At 37.3% G+C, this 17,295-nt stretch carries 14 protein-coding genes; all 14 read right to left on the bottom strand.

Features of this window, described 5'->3' with window-relative positions; all coding sequences use genetic code 11:
- Window positions 1-449: 449 nt before the first annotated feature.
- Window positions 450-1,496, bottom strand: a complete 1,047-nt coding sequence (locus G634_RS0113650) for a radical SAM/SPASM domain-containing protein (RefSeq protein ID WP_026505750.1) — start codon at window positions 1,494-1,496, stop codon at window positions 450-452.
- 20 nt (window positions 1,497-1,516) lie between these two features.
- Window positions 1,517-3,844 carry an ATP-binding cassette domain-containing protein gene (locus tag G634_RS0113645; RefSeq protein WP_026505749.1) on the bottom strand — a complete coding sequence of 776 codons (2,328 nt, stop codon included), beginning with the start codon at window positions 3,842-3,844 and terminating at the stop codon, window positions 1,517-1,519.
- Window positions 3,845-3,889: 45 nt separating this feature from the next.
- Window positions 3,890-5,311 (bottom strand): radical SAM protein, encoded by a 1,422-nt coding sequence (locus tag G634_RS0113640; protein WP_026505748.1) that lies wholly within the window; start codon window positions 5,309-5,311, stop codon window positions 3,890-3,892.
- 510 nt (window positions 5,312-5,821) lie between these two features.
- Window positions 5,822-7,402 carry a lysine--tRNA ligase gene (lysS, locus tag G634_RS0113630; RefSeq protein WP_330364831.1) on the bottom strand — a complete coding sequence of 527 codons (1,581 nt, stop codon included), beginning with the start codon at window positions 7,400-7,402 and terminating at the stop codon, window positions 5,822-5,824.
- Window positions 7,403-7,453: 51 nt separating this feature from the next.
- Window positions 7,454-7,939: a transcription elongation factor GreA gene (gene greA, locus G634_RS0113625; protein WP_330364830.1), complete on the bottom strand. Its 486-nt coding sequence runs from the start codon at window positions 7,937-7,939 to the stop codon at window positions 7,454-7,456.
- A gap of 111 nt (window positions 7,940-8,050) precedes the next feature.
- The gene (dusB, locus tag G634_RS0113620; RefSeq protein WP_026505745.1) at window positions 8,051-9,034 is read right to left on the bottom strand and encodes a tRNA dihydrouridine synthase DusB; all 984 of its coding nucleotides are present in this window, start codon (window positions 9,032-9,034) and stop codon (window positions 8,051-8,053) included.
- Window positions 9,035-9,688: a DUF6145 family protein gene (locus G634_RS21645; RefSeq protein WP_242826821.1), complete on the bottom strand. Its 654-nt coding sequence runs from the start codon at window positions 9,686-9,688 to the stop codon at window positions 9,035-9,037.
- A 14-nt stretch (window positions 9,689-9,702) separates the two neighbouring features.
- A complete protein-coding gene (locus G634_RS0113610; RefSeq protein WP_026505744.1) occupies window positions 9,703-10,518 on the bottom strand; it encodes a type III pantothenate kinase in 816 nt (271 codons plus the stop codon).
- A gap of 15 nt (window positions 10,519-10,533) precedes the next feature.
- Window positions 10,534-11,346 carry a biotin--[acetyl-CoA-carboxylase] ligase gene (locus G634_RS19330; RefSeq protein WP_051234024.1) on the bottom strand — a complete coding sequence of 271 codons (813 nt, stop codon included), beginning with the start codon at window positions 11,344-11,346 and terminating at the stop codon, window positions 10,534-10,536.
- Window positions 11,347-11,619: 273 nt separating this feature from the next.
- Window positions 11,620-12,612 carry an ornithine carbamoyltransferase gene (gene argF / locus G634_RS0113600; RefSeq protein WP_026505743.1) on the bottom strand — a complete coding sequence of 331 codons (993 nt, stop codon included), beginning with the start codon at window positions 12,610-12,612 and terminating at the stop codon, window positions 11,620-11,622.
- A 180-nt stretch (window positions 12,613-12,792) separates the two neighbouring features.
- Window positions 12,793-13,263 carry an NfeD family protein gene (locus G634_RS0113595; protein WP_051234021.1) on the bottom strand — a complete coding sequence of 157 codons (471 nt, stop codon included), beginning with the start codon at window positions 13,261-13,263 and terminating at the stop codon, window positions 12,793-12,795.
- A gap of 198 nt (window positions 13,264-13,461) precedes the next feature.
- Window positions 13,462-14,556 (bottom strand): cell wall hydrolase, encoded by a 1,095-nt coding sequence (locus G634_RS19325; RefSeq protein WP_051234019.1) that lies wholly within the window; start codon window positions 14,554-14,556, stop codon window positions 13,462-13,464.
- Window positions 14,557-15,214: 658 nt separating this feature from the next.
- Window positions 15,215-16,009 (bottom strand): pyrroline-5-carboxylate reductase, encoded by a 795-nt coding sequence (gene proC, locus G634_RS0113585; protein ID WP_026505741.1) that lies wholly within the window; start codon window positions 16,007-16,009, stop codon window positions 15,215-15,217.
- A 31-nt stretch (window positions 16,010-16,040) separates the two neighbouring features.
- Entirely contained in the window at window positions 16,041-16,868 is an 828-nt protein-coding gene (locus G634_RS0113580; RefSeq protein WP_035800161.1) for a TrmH family RNA methyltransferase, read from the bottom strand.
- Window positions 16,869-17,295: the final 427 nt, after the last annotated feature.

The raw sequence follows: 17,295 nt of genomic DNA, 5'->3' as shown, positions 1-17,295 counted from the left end.
AGAAAAATCAGCCTGACCCCGGAGCGGAACCGTTGTCAAGGAAACCGTGGAATACCGGAACCGGCAAAGCCGGTGAGGATATGCCGCGAAAGTCCCTTGACATAAGGTTCACGGATTATCCTATACATCTGGTCAGCAAGTGTGCTTGCTGGCCTGCTTCCGGCGAGGACGGGTGCGGGCAGAGCCCGCTGTTTGGGTCAAGGGACTGGTCCCTTGCAGGTTCTTAGGGCGGCGCCCTAAGCCCTCGGAGAGCTTTTCGGTATCAATATCTACATTTTCAAGGTTCGTTTGAGCCTTTTTCTTTTTAGCTCATTCTTTCATAGGTCACTTGACACTACCCCGGAATCACCCAAAACGGAAGCACCCGTGCCAATAGCATAGAAAAAGGAACAGACTATTATATCTGTTCCTCTGCCTACAATTGTGCAAGCCCACTTGCACAATTTCAATCACATTCTATTCTTATATTCTTGCATTTCGTCGAAAGAATAATTCTTCCACAATACTGGGCATCCACCATAGCATCTTTCCAAGTATTGGCAATCATTACATTTGTTGGATGGCATACTATTGATTTTATCTATTGTATTTATATATGAATCAGTTTCTCTTAATTCAAAGAACTCTTTAATATTACTAAAGTCTTCACCCAACCGACCCATCTTGGTATTAAAGTACATATCGCACGGAAGCAGATTAAGCTGAGTGTCAAATGTTAATGCATTCTGTTTATGAATTTGACAAGGGGATGCCAATTTGTTTTTCAACAATTCCATTTGCTCTTCTGTATAAATGCAGAGAGGAAAACTATATTCAATCCACCATTCCTGTGTTATTGAATCCAGTTGACTTTTTTGAGATAAAAAATCATTAATTAGTTCGAAAGGGTTATTCTGTTCTAAATAAGATCCTTCACCATCTGATGCAGTGTCATTGTCAATTATAAAAGTAAAAGAAAACTGTTTTGCCCCTCTTTCAAGAGCCGTTTTTACAGAATCACATAGTGAAAAAACATTTTCTTTGGTTATTACCATAGAACATGTAAAATCTATATCTAGTAAAGATAAGTTATTCACAGCTATTTGTTGTTTCTTATATCCATCTACTCCTGTTATATTAACCCATTCCAATGAATTTTTTCCTTTCATAGAAATATCGATATAATCCAAACCGCTATCTATAAGCTTCCTGCAGAAATCAACATTTTCAAGGAGTAAACCATTTGTAGCAACTGCTGTTGTAATTTTATGTTCTTGAGACTTTATATATTTTAATATTTCAGTTAAATGTGGATATAGTAATGGTTCCCCACCTGTAAAAAATATATATTTAACTTTTGCTTCATTACAAAAGTCCACAATCTTTTTCAGATTTTCAAAGCTTATACTTTCATGTTCACTATAACCTGCTTCTTTAACATAACAAAACTCGCATCTTAAATTGCAGTTTCTTGTCAAAACAACAGAACATTGATTTATATTTGTTTCATACATCATTTCAAATACCTTTTCGCCAATTATTCTAATCCATACAATGATGATTTTTTATTATTAAACACTTCCATAGCATTTCCTTGAGCTACTACTATACCGCCTTGATTTCCACCATATACACCAAAATCTATTATATGATCCGATACCCTTGCAATAAATTCAAGATTGTGTTCTATTATCAAAATTGTTTCGCCTTTTTCCTGAAGTGAAAAAAGAACATTGATAAATCTATTAATATCAACCTCGTTCAATCCTGATGTTGGCTCATCAAGTATATATAAACTTTGTCCACCAGATAAAGATCCTAACGCTTTTGCCAATTTAATACGCTGAGCTTCTCCACCGGATAAATTCATAGACATTTGTCCTAATGTTAAATATCCCAAGCCCAAATCAATCATACTATTCAATACGGAATAGACCTTCTTGGAATCTGAAAATATTTCTATAATATCCGATATAGGAGTTTCAAGAACATCTAATATAGTTTTTCCTTTATATTCTACTGAAATAATATCTTCATGATACCGCTTACCATTGCACTCCGGGCAAGTGATATATGCACTTGGTAAATAATTAAGCTCGATTTTTTGTAAACCGGTTCCCTGACAGCATTCGCATCTTCCTCCCTTCACATTCATACTGAACATAGAGGCAGACAATTTAAGTCTTTTTGCAGTCTCTGTTTTTGAAAAAAACGACCTAATCTCATCAAATATCTCCAAATAAGAGACTACTGTGGACCTTGGTGTTTTACCGATAGGTGATTGATTTACCTTTATAATTCTTTTTATTAAATTACCCTTCTCTATATCACCATATTTTTTCGCAGTATTCTTATCTAAACTTACAGCTAATGCTTCAGCTAATGTTGATTTTCCAGAGCCTGAAACACCTGTGACGCAAGTAATCCCGCCGACAGGTATATTTACATCTTGCGAATTAATATTTCTAAAACATATATTTTTAAATCTTAGATAACTATCAATAGTTCTTACCTTCTTAAATGTAAGCTCTGTTGAGTATTTTTCATTATCTTTACCTGCACTTAATAAATATCCGCCTTCGGGTCCACCAACTGGCCCTAGCTCAATTTTATAATCTGCTTCCGAAATATAATGTTTATTATGTTCTATAGCAATAACCGTATTATCTTTCTTAATCAGATCCTTCGTTGCATTAATAATTCTCACAATGTCTCTGTGATGTAATCCCTTGCATGGTTCATCAAGAATGTAAATAAGACCTTTTAAGGAACATGTTAACTGGGTTGCAATTCTAACACGTTGTCTTTCTCCTCCTGATAGTGATGGAATTGATCTACTTAGAGATAGATAACCAACGTTCAATTTCTCCAGAGCATTTACCTTTGAAATAATACTATTAGTTAATTGATCTACTAATTCTTTTTTATCATCCGTAATTCTATTGTCCTCAAGGTGTGCAATCCATGAGCCAAGATGTGTAAGCTCCATATTCTCGACTTCACCATAATTCAAACCTCCAACAGTATAATTCATTGACTGCTTGCTAAGTTTAGCACCGTGACAAACATGGCACTCAACTGAAGTTGAATATTTCGAATAGGGCGAATTATCTGACAGACTGTCAGCGCTTGCAATCTGGGCTTGTAACATCGGAATAACACCTTGTAATGATACAATATGTTGTTTACGACGCTTTCCTTCTTTGTAAGATATTTTCACTCTTAAAACTTCTTCCGTATATAAGAGCTTATTCTTTTCTGTTTTAGTTAATTCTGAATATTTTTTATCAATGTCTATATTATAATGATCACATATAGCTTCTAGGCATTTTTGTTCTTTACTCTCCTTTGCTCCCTTAAAGTAAAGGATTGCCCCCTCTCTAAGCGTCTTTGTTTCATCAGGGATTAATAATTCTGGCGATATAATCATTTCAATCCCTAGTCCATTGCAGTTAGGACAGAATGCTTTAGGGTTATTCGATGAAAATATATTCTCCGGAACAATACTAGATGAATCACTATTCACCAATGAAAAAAGAGTTCTAAGATAATAAGATATTTCAGTGATTGTTCCAATTGTAGACCTAGGATTTACGTTGTAATAATTTTGCGAAATATTTAATGCAGGCCTTAGGTTTTCAATAGCCCCAACTTTAGGTTTATTCATAAGTTTTTGACTATAGATATTACCTGTCATTCCCTCTAAAAAACCACGCTGGCTCTCTGCATACAGAGTATCAAAAACTAATGATGATTTACCGCATCCAGAGCAACCCGTCACGCATGTAAATGAGCCTAATGGTATTTCTAAATCAAGATGCTTTAAATTGTTTTCATGCGCGTCTCTGATTATAATATTTTCCATTTTTTTAACTATCCCCCTCACACAATAAGGATTTTAATCATTTCATTATTTGTAAATCGACAGCTTCTTATGTTTTAACTCGGCAACTTTACAATGAAATTTATTGATTCTAAACGCATCTCCATCAGGATTCTCGTTAGAGTTGGACATCATACATACATTGCAATAACCTCTGTCCTTACAATCTACACATTCTGGAAAATCTCTCTTTTTAATATTTCTCAATTCATCAATCTTTTTAGAATTATTCCATACTTCATACAGACTTTCAGTATTTAAGTCTCCGACTATATTAGTTGTCCAGCCAACACATGGATAGACGGTTCCGATTGCCGAAACACAAAAACTATAACGACATATTGAGCACGCTGGATCATCTGGTTTTATACTCTCTTTTTCTCTGGCAATACCTTTAAGAATATCTACATATCCTTCATTTAACTGGCAATCTATAGCCTTCCCAATTTCATCAAGGTTTAACCTATTGGCTAAATTTTCACCAGTATGATCATACGAAGCGAAAATAACTGGTTCTATTGCCACTGACGTGCTATTCTTCCTTCCCCATTCTATAACTTCAGAAAAATCATCTTTGTTCTGTTTCAAAACCGGGCATGAAATCTGAGCCGGGATACCAGCATCTAAAACTCTTTTTAATCCATTTAATGTTTTTTCTAAGCTCCCAGATAGTTGAGTAATTTGATCATGTACTAAAGAATTAAGTGAGTATATAGATGTTTGTACTGATAGAAGTGGGTTCTTTACCATTTCTTCTAATATTTCATCTGTTAATAATGTCAGGTTACTTAAAACATTTACAGATAAATCTAATTCTCTGCACCTTTTCAGAAATCCTATTATATCTTTATGTAGAAGAGGTTCTCCTCCCGACAAAGTGACATGAATAATATTCATATCCCTTCCTTCTTCTATTATTCTATAAAACAGATTAGAATCTATAGCGTTAATCTTATCCTTATGAGGTATATAGCAATGAACACATCTCTCGTTACACACATTGGCAATCTCAACATGGATACTTCGTAAAAAATCTTTGGACTTAATTATATTTTTTCCACAATCATCTACTATAGGAACAAATGTGTTATCAGCAGGCGCTTCTTTTAAATCCTTAAACAATTGTTCTTGGCAATCTTCTTCTTTATCTCCGTAACACAAGTATCCTTTATCACAAAAATATCCTAGGAATTCTTTCGTATCATCCTCTAAGGTCTGTATATCTACACCAATAAAAATTTTAGACAGATTATTGACAATTTCATTTATAGATATTGGTTTTCGACCAATCATTGAAAGCATAACAGCTCCACTTTGTGATACAAATTCTTCTCCGAGCACAGGACGTGTATCATTTAACATCCTATATCCATACTCTGAGATATCCGTAATTAGTCCATATTCTTTGTAATTTCTGAAGAGAACATCTCGTCTTAATTTGTAATACATATTTTCTCACCTATTATATTCAAATAATGAAAAAGAGACGCGGTGTGAAATCACTTCGCGTCCCTCTTTTCATTTCCTGCTTATTATGCTTTCTTATCGCAAGGCCTTCCGCATGGACCATCTCCACACTTCGCTGCGTTTACCTTTTCAGCACTAATAACACTAGGCTTCTTATATTCCATTGGTACGCCCTCCTTGTGAGTACAATCGTTTTTTTGTATATAATAAAGTGTAGCAAACCCATATTTTAAAGTCAATACAATCAACCCACCACATTATTCAAGTTACTGAGAATACACAGCCGCTGCCAAGAAGCCTTGAGTCACTGATTGTGACATCAAAAAAAAGGAACAGACTATTATATCTGTTCCTCTTTCTACAATTGTGCAAGTCCGCTTGCACAATTATAAATAGCTACAACCTCATCATATCCATAGTATTCATTAGACTGCTACATTTTTGCTGTCAAAAAATGATTTCAATAACAGGAAAAGGCTTAAACACTGGGATTTATTTGCCTGTGCTCTTGAGTGTTGGGAACAGTAACACGTCTCTAATTGTAGCGCTATCTGTAAGAAGCATGCAAAGACGATCAATACCATATCCGATACCACCTGTTGGTGCCATACCGATTTCAAGGGCATTAAGGAAATCTTCATCTGTATGCTCTGCCTCTTCATCTCCTGCTGCCGCATTAGCATCCTGAGCAGCAAAACGCTTACGCTGATCAATAGGATCATTAAGTTCTGAATAAGCATTACACATCTCCCAAGTATTGATGAAGAGTTCGAAACGCTCAACCTTCTCAGGATCTGTAGGCTTCTTCTTTGTAAGAGGAGAAATTGCAAGTGGATGATCCATAATAAATGTAGGCTGAATCAAATTCTTCTCACAGAACTCTTCGAAGAAGAGATTGATAATATCACCCTTTGTGTGACGATCCTCAAATTCAATATGGTGCTCCTTGGCAAGAGCCTTTGCCTCTTCATCTGTTTCAACAGTATCAAAGTCAATACCAACATACTTCTTGATAGCATCATTCATTGTAAGACGCTCGAAAGGTTTTCCTAAATCAATGATATTATCACCATACTTAATCTGTGTTGTACCACAAACCTTCTCAGCAAGGTAACGGAACATAGACTCTGTAAGTTCCATCATTCCTTCATAATCTGTATATGCCTGATAGAGCTCCATAAGTGTGAACTCAGGGTTGTGTCTTGTATCTACACCTTCATTACGGAATACACGTCCGATTTCATATACTCTTTCAAGACCACCAACAATAAGTCTCTTAAGATAAAGCTCAAGAGAAATACGAAGCTTCCTTTCCTCATCAAGAGCATTGTAATGTGTAACGAATGGGCGAGCTGCTGCACCACCTGCATTCTCTACAAGCATAGGAGTCTCAACTTCCATGAAATCACGAGCTGCAAGGAAGTTACGAATCTCACGAAGGATTGCACTTCTCTTCTTGAATGTCTCTCTGACATCCTCATTCATGATAAGATCAACATATCTTTGTCTGTAACGAATCTCTGTATCTGTAAGTCCATGGAACTTCTCTGGAAGTGGCATAAGTGACTTAGATAACAGTACCAGCTCTTTAACATGAACAGAAATCTCACCAGTTCTTGTTTTGAACGCAAAACCCTTAACACCGATGATATCTCCGATGTCCATCTTTTTGAATGCAGCATAAGCTTCTTCACCAATGTCATTTCTAGAAACATAGAGCTGCATACGACCATCTCTATCCTGAAGACCTGCAAAAGATGCCTTACCCATTACACGCTTAGACATCATACGACCAGCAATAGAAACAACTTTTTCTGCCGGTACATCACTAAGTTCTACAAGAAGAGCTTTTCCTTCTTCATCTACAGGTGGAACAAACTCAAGACTCTCGAAATTGTCTCTGATATCTTTTGTGTGATGTGTCTGATCATACTTTACAATCTGAAAAGGATCTTTTCCAGCTGCCTGAAGCTCAGCGAGCTTATCTCTTCTAACCTGGCGCAAGCGATTTACGTCTTCTACCTGATTCTTCTGGTTATTATCTGCCACTTTAATACCTCTTTCTATGTCCATATTGCAGATTACTCATAATCCTTAGCCGCAATCTGCGAAAAACTAAACGTCTCAACCAATCTGTGGACGATCGATATCCAATACCTTGTACTGAACAATGCCAACCTGAGTTTCAACATCAACTGTATCTCCCTTTTTGGCACCAATAAGAGCCTTACCAACTGGTGACTCATTTGAAATCTTTCCCTTAAGGGAATCTGCTTCAGATGAACCTACAATTTTGAAAATCTGCTCTTCATTGAATTCAACATCCAAAACCTTTACGCTACATCCAATGCTAATCTTGTCAAGATCCACTTCATCTTCAACAACAACTTCAGCATTCTTAAGAATCTTCTCAAGTTCTTCGATACGAGCTTCGATATCACGCTGCTCATCTTTTGCAGCATCGTACTCAGCATTTTCTGAAAGGTCGCCCTGTTCACGAGCCTCTTTAATCTTCTGTGCTACTTCTTTACGCTTATTTACCTTGAGATCCTCGAGCTCGTCCTCATAATTTTTCAAGCCTTCATAAGTTAAAATACGCTTCTGTTCCATCAACAATCGGCCTCCTGTAAAAATATTAAAATATAAAAAACTTTCCTATTTAACGTCAATATCCTAACATAACTAATGTATTATACATAAGTAAGACTTTCCTTGTCAATCTCATTGTTTTCCGAAAATCTCACCGCATGCCTCTTTAAGACTAGCCATATCTTCCATCATGTTTATCTTGCCTCTAAGCTTTGCAGAATTGGGATAACCTGTGGTATACCACGAAACATGCTTTCTCATTTCTCGAATTCCAATGTATTCTCCCTTATACTTTAGCTGAAGATCAGCATGAAGCATTATGGTATCATATATTTCCTTAGCACTTGGTCTTTCAAGGACTGTCTGATCTTTCATGTATGCAAGAACTTCTCGAAATACCCATGGATTTCCCTGAGCTTTTCTGGCTATCATAACACCATCACATCCTGTTTCATCGATCATTCTGCATGCTGAAATTCCATCTACAACATCACCATTTCCAATAACAGGAATGCTTACAGCATCCTTAACAGCCTTTATAATGCTCCAATCTGCACTACCTTGATAATACTGCTCTCTTGTTCTACCATGGACTGCTACTGCGCTTGCACCACCTTCCTGAGCTGCGAGAGCACACTCTACTGCATTTATACTCGACTCATTAAATCCTTTGCGGATTTTGACAGTAACAGGTCTGGAATCCGCCTTTACTGCACTTCTTACTATTTTTTCTATCAGCAAAGGATTCTTCATCAGTGCTGATCCTTCACCATTTCCTACAACCTTTGGAACTGGACATCCCATGTTAATATCAAGAATATCATATGGCTTATCTTTAATAAGCTCTACTGCCTCTGCCATAACATCAGGTTCACTTCCAAATAGTTGGAGTGAAACAGGATGCTCTTCTTTATGAATCTCCATGAGGGCGTCTGTCTTCTTATTGTGATAGGTAATTGCCTTGGCACTTACCATCTCCATGCATACAAGTCCTGCTCCATTCTTGTGACAGAGCAATCGAAATGGCAGGTCAGATACTCCTGCCATAGGTCCTAGAATAACATTGTTTGGTATTGTAACGCTTCCTATGGATAGCGAATGTGCATAACTACTCACTTATTCGTCTCCAATCGTTTCATCTTCTTTCATCAATACATCAGCAGCATTCTGGTGCAAAACCAAAACTTTGTAATAAGTTGCAAGTGCCTCGAATACATCCTGTCTCTGGCGTCTTACTTCTCCTATAAGAAGTCCTGCACTTATCTCATCATAGGTAATATCCTCTTCGTCAGCATTTGTTTCAAGTGTAATCTCACCATCATTTTCAAATTCGATGGTAAATACACCTCCTGCTTCCTGTGTAAAGAGTACACAGATAATACGCAGTTCCTTCTGGATACTTGCAGGTATTTTAGAAAAAAGAGGATTAAAATAGTATTTCTGTTCGTAGGCATTAGCACCGCACAGCACTATTCTTCCGCTTGCAGAGATACTGCCTAGCATTCCATCTTTTGTAACAATATCAATTGTCTCAATTTCTTCGCCTGTTTTGGCATTAGTAACTCGTCCAGTCTTTTTATTGATTATAAGATGACATGGATCTTCTTTAGACATTTCGAGTGTATCTGCATGTACGCCTTTGTCATTTTCACTTGCGCTTATATTCTCATTAAAAGAGCTGTCAGTCACAGACTGTTTTTCGTTAACATTTTCTGTTTCTAGAGACTTATCAACTGTTTCGTTTATTTTATTATCTTTTTCACTTCTCATTTTGTAATCTCTCATCAATTTTCTTTAATCAAATCTTCGTAACTGCTTTCCTTAGGCTTAACCTTGCGGTTTTTCTCATAGATTATTCTAAGTCCCTCCATGGTAAGATTTGGATCATAGAAATCTATTTCAGGAACTTCCTGAGCTATCATTCTTCCAAGTCCTCCGGTTGCTACAACCTTCATATCAGTAAGCCCTGATTCTTCCTTCATCTTCTGGATAATATATCTGGTCTGGCCAATCTGTCCAAATACAAGACCTGCCTGCATACTGGATACAGTTTCTTTAGCCAGAATAGACTTTGGCTTTTTAATCTCAATTTCTGGAAGCTTAGCAGTGTCTTCCCACAGTGCTTTGGCACTGATACGTATTCCAGGGGAAATAACACCTGTAAAGAATTCACCTTTTTCATTTACAATTTCATAAGTTGTGGCAGTTCCAAAATCTATTACCATAACAGGTCCTTTGTACTTCTCAAAACCTGCAACGGCATCTACAATAAGATCTGGTCCAATTTCCTTAGGGTTTTCGGTTGTAATCTTTATTCCTGTCTTTATGCCAGGACCTACGATATAAGGGCGCTTTCCAAGATATTTTATTAGACTTGAAACAAGAGCGTGCATAATCTTAGGAACAACGCTAGCAATAATAATGCCTTCGATATCCATAACTTCAATCTTGTTAGCCTTTAACATAGCTAAAAGATCTATTCCGTATTCATCAGAAGTTCTGACCATTGAAGACATCATTCTAAAGCTGGCTTTCTGCTCTTTATCTTCATACACCCCAAAAGTAATATTCGTATTTCCTGCATCTATTACTAAAATCATAACTTTAACCTTTCTTTAAACCGCATAACCATAAAGTCCTCTTACAGACACTTCACCTGCATTTACACGTACAACTTCACCGTTATCTTTTTGCACCAATAATTCGCCGCCAAGTGCTATTCCCAGACAAACTCCCTGATATTCGTGTAACGGATCTAACACACGCACACGCTCGCCCTTATTGAGGAGTCTTTCTTCATAGGCTTCTTTTAAGCCTTCCAGGCTTCCCGTCTTTGCAAAAATCTCGTAATAACCTTCAAAAGCCTCCATGACTTTTGCTATTACTTTATTCCTGTCATATTTTTTACCTGTTTCTGTCAAAAGAGATCCTGCCATGTCAGCTATATCGTCAGCAAAGCTTTCCTGATTAACATTAATTCCAACACCGATTACGACACAAAACGATTTATTATCAGGCTCAGGATGAAGTTCTGTCAAGATACCACACAGTTTTTTATTATTGATAACAACATCATTTGGCCACTTAATACCTGCTTTTAACATGGTAACATCTTCTATCGCCTTCGCAACAGCCATTCCCATTACAAGAGTCAGCATTGGAGCTTTACCGATGTCAAATTCAGGTCTTACCAGAATACTCATTGCTATATTTTTTTCTTCTGGTGTCTGCCACACATGGCCATGTCTTCCGCGACCACTTGTCTGCTTGTCTGCCACTATCAATGTTCCTGATACAGCACCTTCTTTTGCTCTTTGTGCGGCATCATTGTTAGTGGAATCTGTTTCCTTGTATACTTCAAGCTGCCTTCCTGCCCATTTAGTTTTCAAAAATGAGTCGATTCCATCTACAGACATTACTTCATCCATTTTTTATTGCCTTTCAAAAATACTTTTTTAAATACTAAAGGTTTTGAAATAAATATAATCCGTTTTGCTGTTTGTATATTTCATCGCAGAGACGCTTTTGCTTGATTATAAACGTAATGGTTCTAAGGTTCTAAAATACAGAACCATAAGAACCAACGTTTATAAACAGTTCTGCTCACGAAATATTACAAGCCAGCAAAACTCATCTATAAAATACACAAAACCAAAACCTATAGGAAGAGAAATTTAAAAACATATTAGCCTTTTACCCTGTCAGTTCAAAGTCGCATACATAACTGCCTTTATAGTATGCATACGATTCTCTGCCTCTTCGAATACAAGAGATTTATCTGACTCGAATACTTCGTCAGTAACTTCCATTTCGTCAATTCCATACTTTTCCTTAATCTTTTTTCCAACTTTTGTATTAAGATCATGAAAAGAAGGAAGACAATGCATGAAAATAGCCTTTTCTCCTGCATTATCCATTACATTTTTTGTAACACGATATGGCTCTAAATCTTTAATTCGCTCTTCCCATACATCATCGGGTTCTCCCATTGAAACCCAGATATCTGTTGCTACTACGTCGCATCCTTTTGCTGCATTTACATCAGTTGAAAATGATATCTCAGCTCCTGTTTTTTGTGCAATCTCTTTGCACTTTTCTATAAGTTCCTCACTAGGGAAATACTTTTCATTACTGATAGCAGTAAAATGCATTCCCATTTTAGCACATGCTACCATAAGAGAGTTACCTGTATTATAACGGGCATCGCCAAAATAGCAAAGGTGTATCCCCTTAAGATACCCAAAATGTTCTCTTATTGTGAGAAGATCAGCCAGCATCTGGGTAGGATGAAATTCATTGGTAAGACCATTCCACACAGGTACTTTGGAGTATTTTGCAAGTTCTTCCACAATCTCCTGTTCAAAACCTCTATACTCAATTCCATCGTACATGCTTGCAAGGACTCTTGCTGTATCTGCAATGCTCTCCTTGTGTCCAATCTGTGAACCTGTTGGTTCAAGATAAGTTGACCCCATTCCAAGATCATGTGCAGCCACCTCAAAAGAACATCTTGTTCTGGTACTTGTCTTCTCGAATATCAGTGCAACATTTTTTGTTGGAAAAACGTTGTGAAGCTGTCCGTTTTTCTTTTTTTCTTTAAAATCTGCAGCCAAATCCAGAAGATATGTAATTTCTTCCGGAGTAAAATCCAACAATTTAAGAAAATCGCGACCTTTAAGATTTACTGTAGCCATATATGCCTCCCTATTTTCAAAATGCCATGATATAAACGTTAAAGGCATTATTTAAATACTACTGTTGTAAATAAATTTCTAACTAAAGACATCTCTTTCGCCAAACGCTTATATCGTACTATGTGTTCAGTACAACTACTTTATCACAATAGTGCTTCACAGTACATATATTTTTAACTATCATCTATTAATTATCACTGGTTCTATCAGTAATAAACTCTCATGAATAGCGCGAACTTCTACAACGCTTCCTACAGGCACCACGCATTTACTCTTCCATGTTCTGGCAGCCCACTCTTTTCCGTTAAGAACAGCCTCGCCTATATTTTGCCTGTTATCTATAGTGCTGGTCACAATAGCTTTTTTACCTATCATTTTTTCCAGCCTGATACGATGTTTCTCTCTATTAAACCGTTTAATCGCAGCTGGTCTGAACAGAAAAAAAGTCATAATAGTTCCGACGCCAAAAGCTCCAATCTGCCACAAATCCGGTTTTTTCATAGCTGCAAGAATCGCAGCTATAAACGCTCCTATCGCAGGCCAAATCGTAATAAGCGCAATATTCTTGATTTCTATTAAAAGAAAAACTATAAGAAGCAGCACCCACAATAGCAGCATATTAATCTGCCCATTTTGTACTAATACTGACATATTAACCTCCGGTGCATATTTTTCTTGTATATCTTTATATACTAGCACAATGAGGCAAAAAAATAACCCCCTTTACCGGATAGTCAGCTGCGCTGTTTTGTAAAATCCGTAAAAAGGGGGATTTGTTCTAAGTTTAAAACCGATTTCCAGAATCAAATAATATTGATTCCGGAAACTGGCACCAAGAACATTCTGAATTTACCAGAAAACATGGTCTCCTAGCACGAAACCTCCATGATGTAAGCCAACTCGCTTAAAATGAGTTGCGCCTCCAACAGTAGTGTTCCCAGCAAGTGCATCCTGAGCTGCCTTGATACAGCTCGGATTAACTGTTTTGTTATATACACGTGCGACCTTACCATTTAAGGCAGGTGTAAACTGTCCTGATGCATAGATTACATCCTGAATAGTATTAGGGTATGCTGCACTCCTTACTCTATTCATAACTACTGCACCAACTGCCACCTTGCCTTCGTAAGACTGATTTCCAGCCTCACACTGAATAAGCGCTGCAAGAAGTCTTGTTTCATCAGCATCAGCCATAACCGCGCCACGATTAGCTTTTCTATTGGCTTTTTCTGCACCTTCTTTACGTTTCTGAATAGAAACCACGGTCTCACCTGTGTCAATTCTAAAATCTTTGATTACAAAATCAGATTGCACATAAGCGGTCGTATCGTCGAAATCGACACTATACCACCCATTTCCTAAATCCTTAATCATATCCAATTGATCATTTTTTGTGAGAACGCCTAAAGACTTCGAAGATGTTGAAGCCTTGCTTCGGACATATAAAGCGTCGGCAGTGACTGTAATAACCTGACTTCCTACTTCTGATGCAAGCTTTCTGGCATCATCCTTGAATAATAGATAGTCATCCTTGGCCCATCCGATAAGATCGCCTGATTGAATTTTTGTCCATCCATCCTTGTGATCAAGTACCTTTCCTCCGCAATCCTTGTAAAGTACGCCGACCTTCTTTGATTTCTCGCTCGGATCTGATCTGACATTCATAGCTTTGCTGACATTCGCCATGACAAGATCTGAGCTGTCTCTTCGAACAGATTCAGTGATGGTTGAATCTGCTTTCTGCATTGCGCTTTCAGAAATTGCCTCTGCTGACTGCTCTGCCTTAGCGAGTTCTTTCTCGCTATACTTCACACCGGAACCTCCAGTGACAGCAGCAACTCCGACTCCTTCTGTCGCCATAACCTGTAACTGCGCTGTCTGCATAATTAATGCAACTGTAGCCACAAGACACATGGCAGAAACGCTGGCTCTTTTTCTTTTCATAAGTTTCGTCCCTCTTCATTGTCAGATGTTACGTTTCTTTTAAAGAATATACAAAATGAATTTTAACATTCTTATATCCTTTTGTCAAATCTGTAAAAAAGCCTAGTAAATATAACGGTCAGCACGCTTGTCTATGTCATTTTATTCAGCAAACAACCATGTTACCGAAATACAAAAAAGTCATAATCGTTTCACTATTTCTTAAACGATTATGACCTGTTCAATCCCTTGTAATTATTGGCTTTAAGAGGTGTGTGAACATATAAATAAACACCGTTGCAGGATTCTTGCTGATGATTATCCTAAATCTCAGCAAGAAGTCATGACTTCTTGTCACTTACATTCAGAAACTCGCATTTACTGCGAGTTTCGTGAGAACAAAAGTCAAGCGGCAAACTGGTTCAAGGCGAAGGCTTTTTAAATGACCAGTTTGCGTGGTTTTTGGAACGCAGTGACAAAAATCTATAGGTTTTGATATTAATATAACCCGTTTTGTTGTTTGTATATTTCATCGCAGACACGCTTTCGCTTGATTATAAACGTAATGGTGCATAAGGTTCTAAAGTACAGAACCTAAGCACCAACGTTTATAAACAGTTCTGCTCACGAAATATTACAAGCCAGCAAAACTCATCTGTATAATACATAAAACCAAAACCTATAGTTTTTTTGTTTTATCTATACATGCCTTAACCGCATCCATGACAGCTCCGCGCATTCCTTTTTCTTCAAGAGTTCTGACTGCTGCAATTGTTGTTCCTCCCGGTGAGCAGACCATGTCTTTGAGTTCTCCTGGATGTTTTCCGGTCTCTAGTACCATCTTGGCACTTCCCATAAGTGTCTGGGCTGCAAAATAATAAGCATCTTTTCTAGGCATTCCACCTTCTACAGCAGCATCCGCAAGCGCCTCTATAAACATAAATACATACGCTGGTCCAGATCCGCTGACAGCTCCTACAACGTCCATGAGATTCTCAGTTACAACACTTGCACTACCAAAACTCTTCAGAAGTCTAAGTGCAAACAAAAGATCTTCATCTGATACTCGCTCATTTCTACAAACTCCAGAACATCCCATGCCAACAAGCGCAGGCGTATTAGGCATTACACGAATGAGTTTTAGTTTCTTTTCAAAAGTCTCTTCTATCCAGCCGATTGTCTTTCCTGCTGCTATACTGATTACAAGTTTACTTTCATCAACATCATCCCTTATTTCAGCAATTACCTGCGAAAAAAACTGTGGCTTTACAGCAAGAATTATTACATCTGCCTCTTTTGCAACTTCTTTATTACACTCTTTTGTCTGTATTCTGAATTTTTGCTCAACATATTCGCAAGTTTCTTTAGTTTTAGCCGAGCCTATTATATCATCAGCTGATACAATATTCTTATCCAGAATTCCTCCAATCATTGCCTTTGCCATGTTGCCAAGTCCAATAAATCCTATAACCATTTTTCGTCCTCCCTCGTATATGACTTTTTGTTTACTTTACAGTTCTTCTTTGTCTTGCAGCTTCAAAAGTCAGTATTGCCGCAGATGTTGCAGCATTCATTGACTCTACCTGTCCTAACATCGGAATAAGCAGATACTCATCTGCCGCATCTGCAACTTCTTTGCTAAGACCATTACCCTCATTACCAATCAAAAATGCACAGCCTCTTGTAAAATCAAGTTCATCATAGTCACTTTTTCCATCAAGATGAGCTGCATAAGTTATTATTCCATTCTCTTTTAACTTTGATATTTCCTGTAAAAGATTGTCGCAATAAATAAAAGGCTCCCTGAATATGGCACCCATAGTAGAGCGCACAACCTTTGGATTATATACATCAGCACATCCCCTACTTAGAATGATTCCACTTACTCCAGCACCTTCTGCGCCTCTTAAAATAGTTCCCAGATTTCCTGGATCCTGAATATCTTCAAGAATTAAAATAAGCGGTTTATTACCGGTACTTGTCCCCTGCCTTGTAAGTGCCGGCTTTAAAATATCTTTGAATGTGTACTGATTTTGACGCACAATAGACAATACACCTTGTGGCGTCTTTGTATCTGACATTTTTCTGAATACTTCATCTGTGACTTCATCATAGCCTTTTGGAAGATTTTTTAGAAATAGCTTTTCTTTGTCTGTCATTTTTTTTAAAAAAGATTCTGAAACGTAGGTCTGAACTATGTCTTCTACAGGGACTTCAACATTCATTCTAATCCCTTCGACTACATAAACTTTATCTTTTTTTCTAGCCTTTGCATTCTGAACATATGATGAGGCTTTTTTTATTCTATCGTTTGATAAACTGCTAATAAGCATTTTGTTCTCCATTTTTTACTTGACTTTTGTTCTCACGAAACTCGCAGTAAATGCGAGTTTCTGAATATAAGTGGCAAGAAGTCATAGGTTTTTGTTTTCATCAGGAAAACAGGTAACCGTACCAGACCAAAATTTGTCGTTAAGACAAATTTTGTCCTGCGAAGCAGGATTCTTGCTGATGATTATCCTAAATCTCAGCAAGAAGTCATAATTTATTGTTCTGAATACTTAGTAGATTAGTTTTACTGGCTTGTAATATTTCATGAGCAGAACTGTTTATAAACGTTGGTCTGGGGTTTAAAGGCATAAATAATGCCTTTAAATCTGCCTACGGCAGACGACATAATTTAAAAGTGTTTAAATTATGCCGCATTTACTTATGCGCTGTTTTTTAGCGCATTACGTACCACTACGTTTATAATCAAGC

This window comes from Butyrivibrio sp. NC3005 (genome assembly GCF_000424545.1).
In the GTDB taxonomy this organism is placed as follows: domain Bacteria; phylum Bacillota; class Clostridia; order Lachnospirales; family Lachnospiraceae; genus Butyrivibrio.
The sequence above is the reverse complement of the archived record's forward strand: the minus strand, read 5'-3'. Positions and strand labels throughout refer to the sequence as shown.

Bases quoted from the DNA above. Each gene is read 5' to 3' on its own strand.
- G634_RS0113610 (WP_026505744.1), bottom strand. From the start codon at position 10,518: ATGATTTTAGTAATAGATGCAGGAAATACGAATATTACTTTTGGGGTG.
- G634_RS21645 (WP_242826821.1), bottom strand. From the start codon at position 9,688: ATGAGAAGTGAAAAAGATAATAAAATAAACGAAACAGTTGATAAGTCT.
- lysS (WP_330364831.1), bottom strand. From the start codon at position 7,402: ATGGACATAGAAAGAGGTATTAAAGTGGCAGATAATAACCAGAAGAAT.
- proC (WP_026505741.1), bottom strand. From the start codon at position 16,009: ATGGTTATAGGATTTATTGGACTTGGCAACATGGCAAAGGCAATGATT.
- G634_RS0113650 (WP_026505750.1), bottom strand. From the start codon at position 1,496: ATGATGTATGAAACAAATATAAATCAATGTTCTGTTGTTTTGACAAGA.
- G634_RS19330 (WP_051234024.1), bottom strand. From the start codon at position 11,346: ATGGATGAAGTAATGTCTGTAGATGGAATCGACTCATTTTTGAAAACT.
- greA (WP_330364830.1), bottom strand. From the start codon at position 7,939: ATGGAACAGAAGCGTATTTTAACTTATGAAGGCTTGAAAAATTATGAG.
- G634_RS0113640 (WP_026505748.1), bottom strand. From the start codon at position 5,311: ATGTATTACAAATTAAGACGAGATGTTCTCTTCAGAAATTACAAAGAA.
- argF (WP_026505743.1), bottom strand. From the start codon at position 12,612: ATGGCTACAGTAAATCTTAAAGGTCGCGATTTTCTTAAATTGTTGGAT.
- G634_RS19325 (WP_051234019.1), bottom strand. From the start codon at position 14,556: ATGAAAAGAAAAAGAGCCAGCGTTTCTGCCATGTGTCTTGTGGCTACA.
- G634_RS0113645 (WP_026505749.1), bottom strand. From the start codon at position 3,844: ATGGAAAATATTATAATCAGAGACGCGCATGAAAACAATTTAAAGCAT.
- G634_RS0113580 (WP_035800161.1), bottom strand. From the start codon at position 16,868: ATGCTTATTAGCAGTTTATCAAACGATAGAATAAAAAAAGCCTCATCA.
- G634_RS0113595 (WP_051234021.1), bottom strand. From the start codon at position 13,263: ATGTCAGTATTAGTACAAAATGGGCAGATTAATATGCTGCTATTGTGG.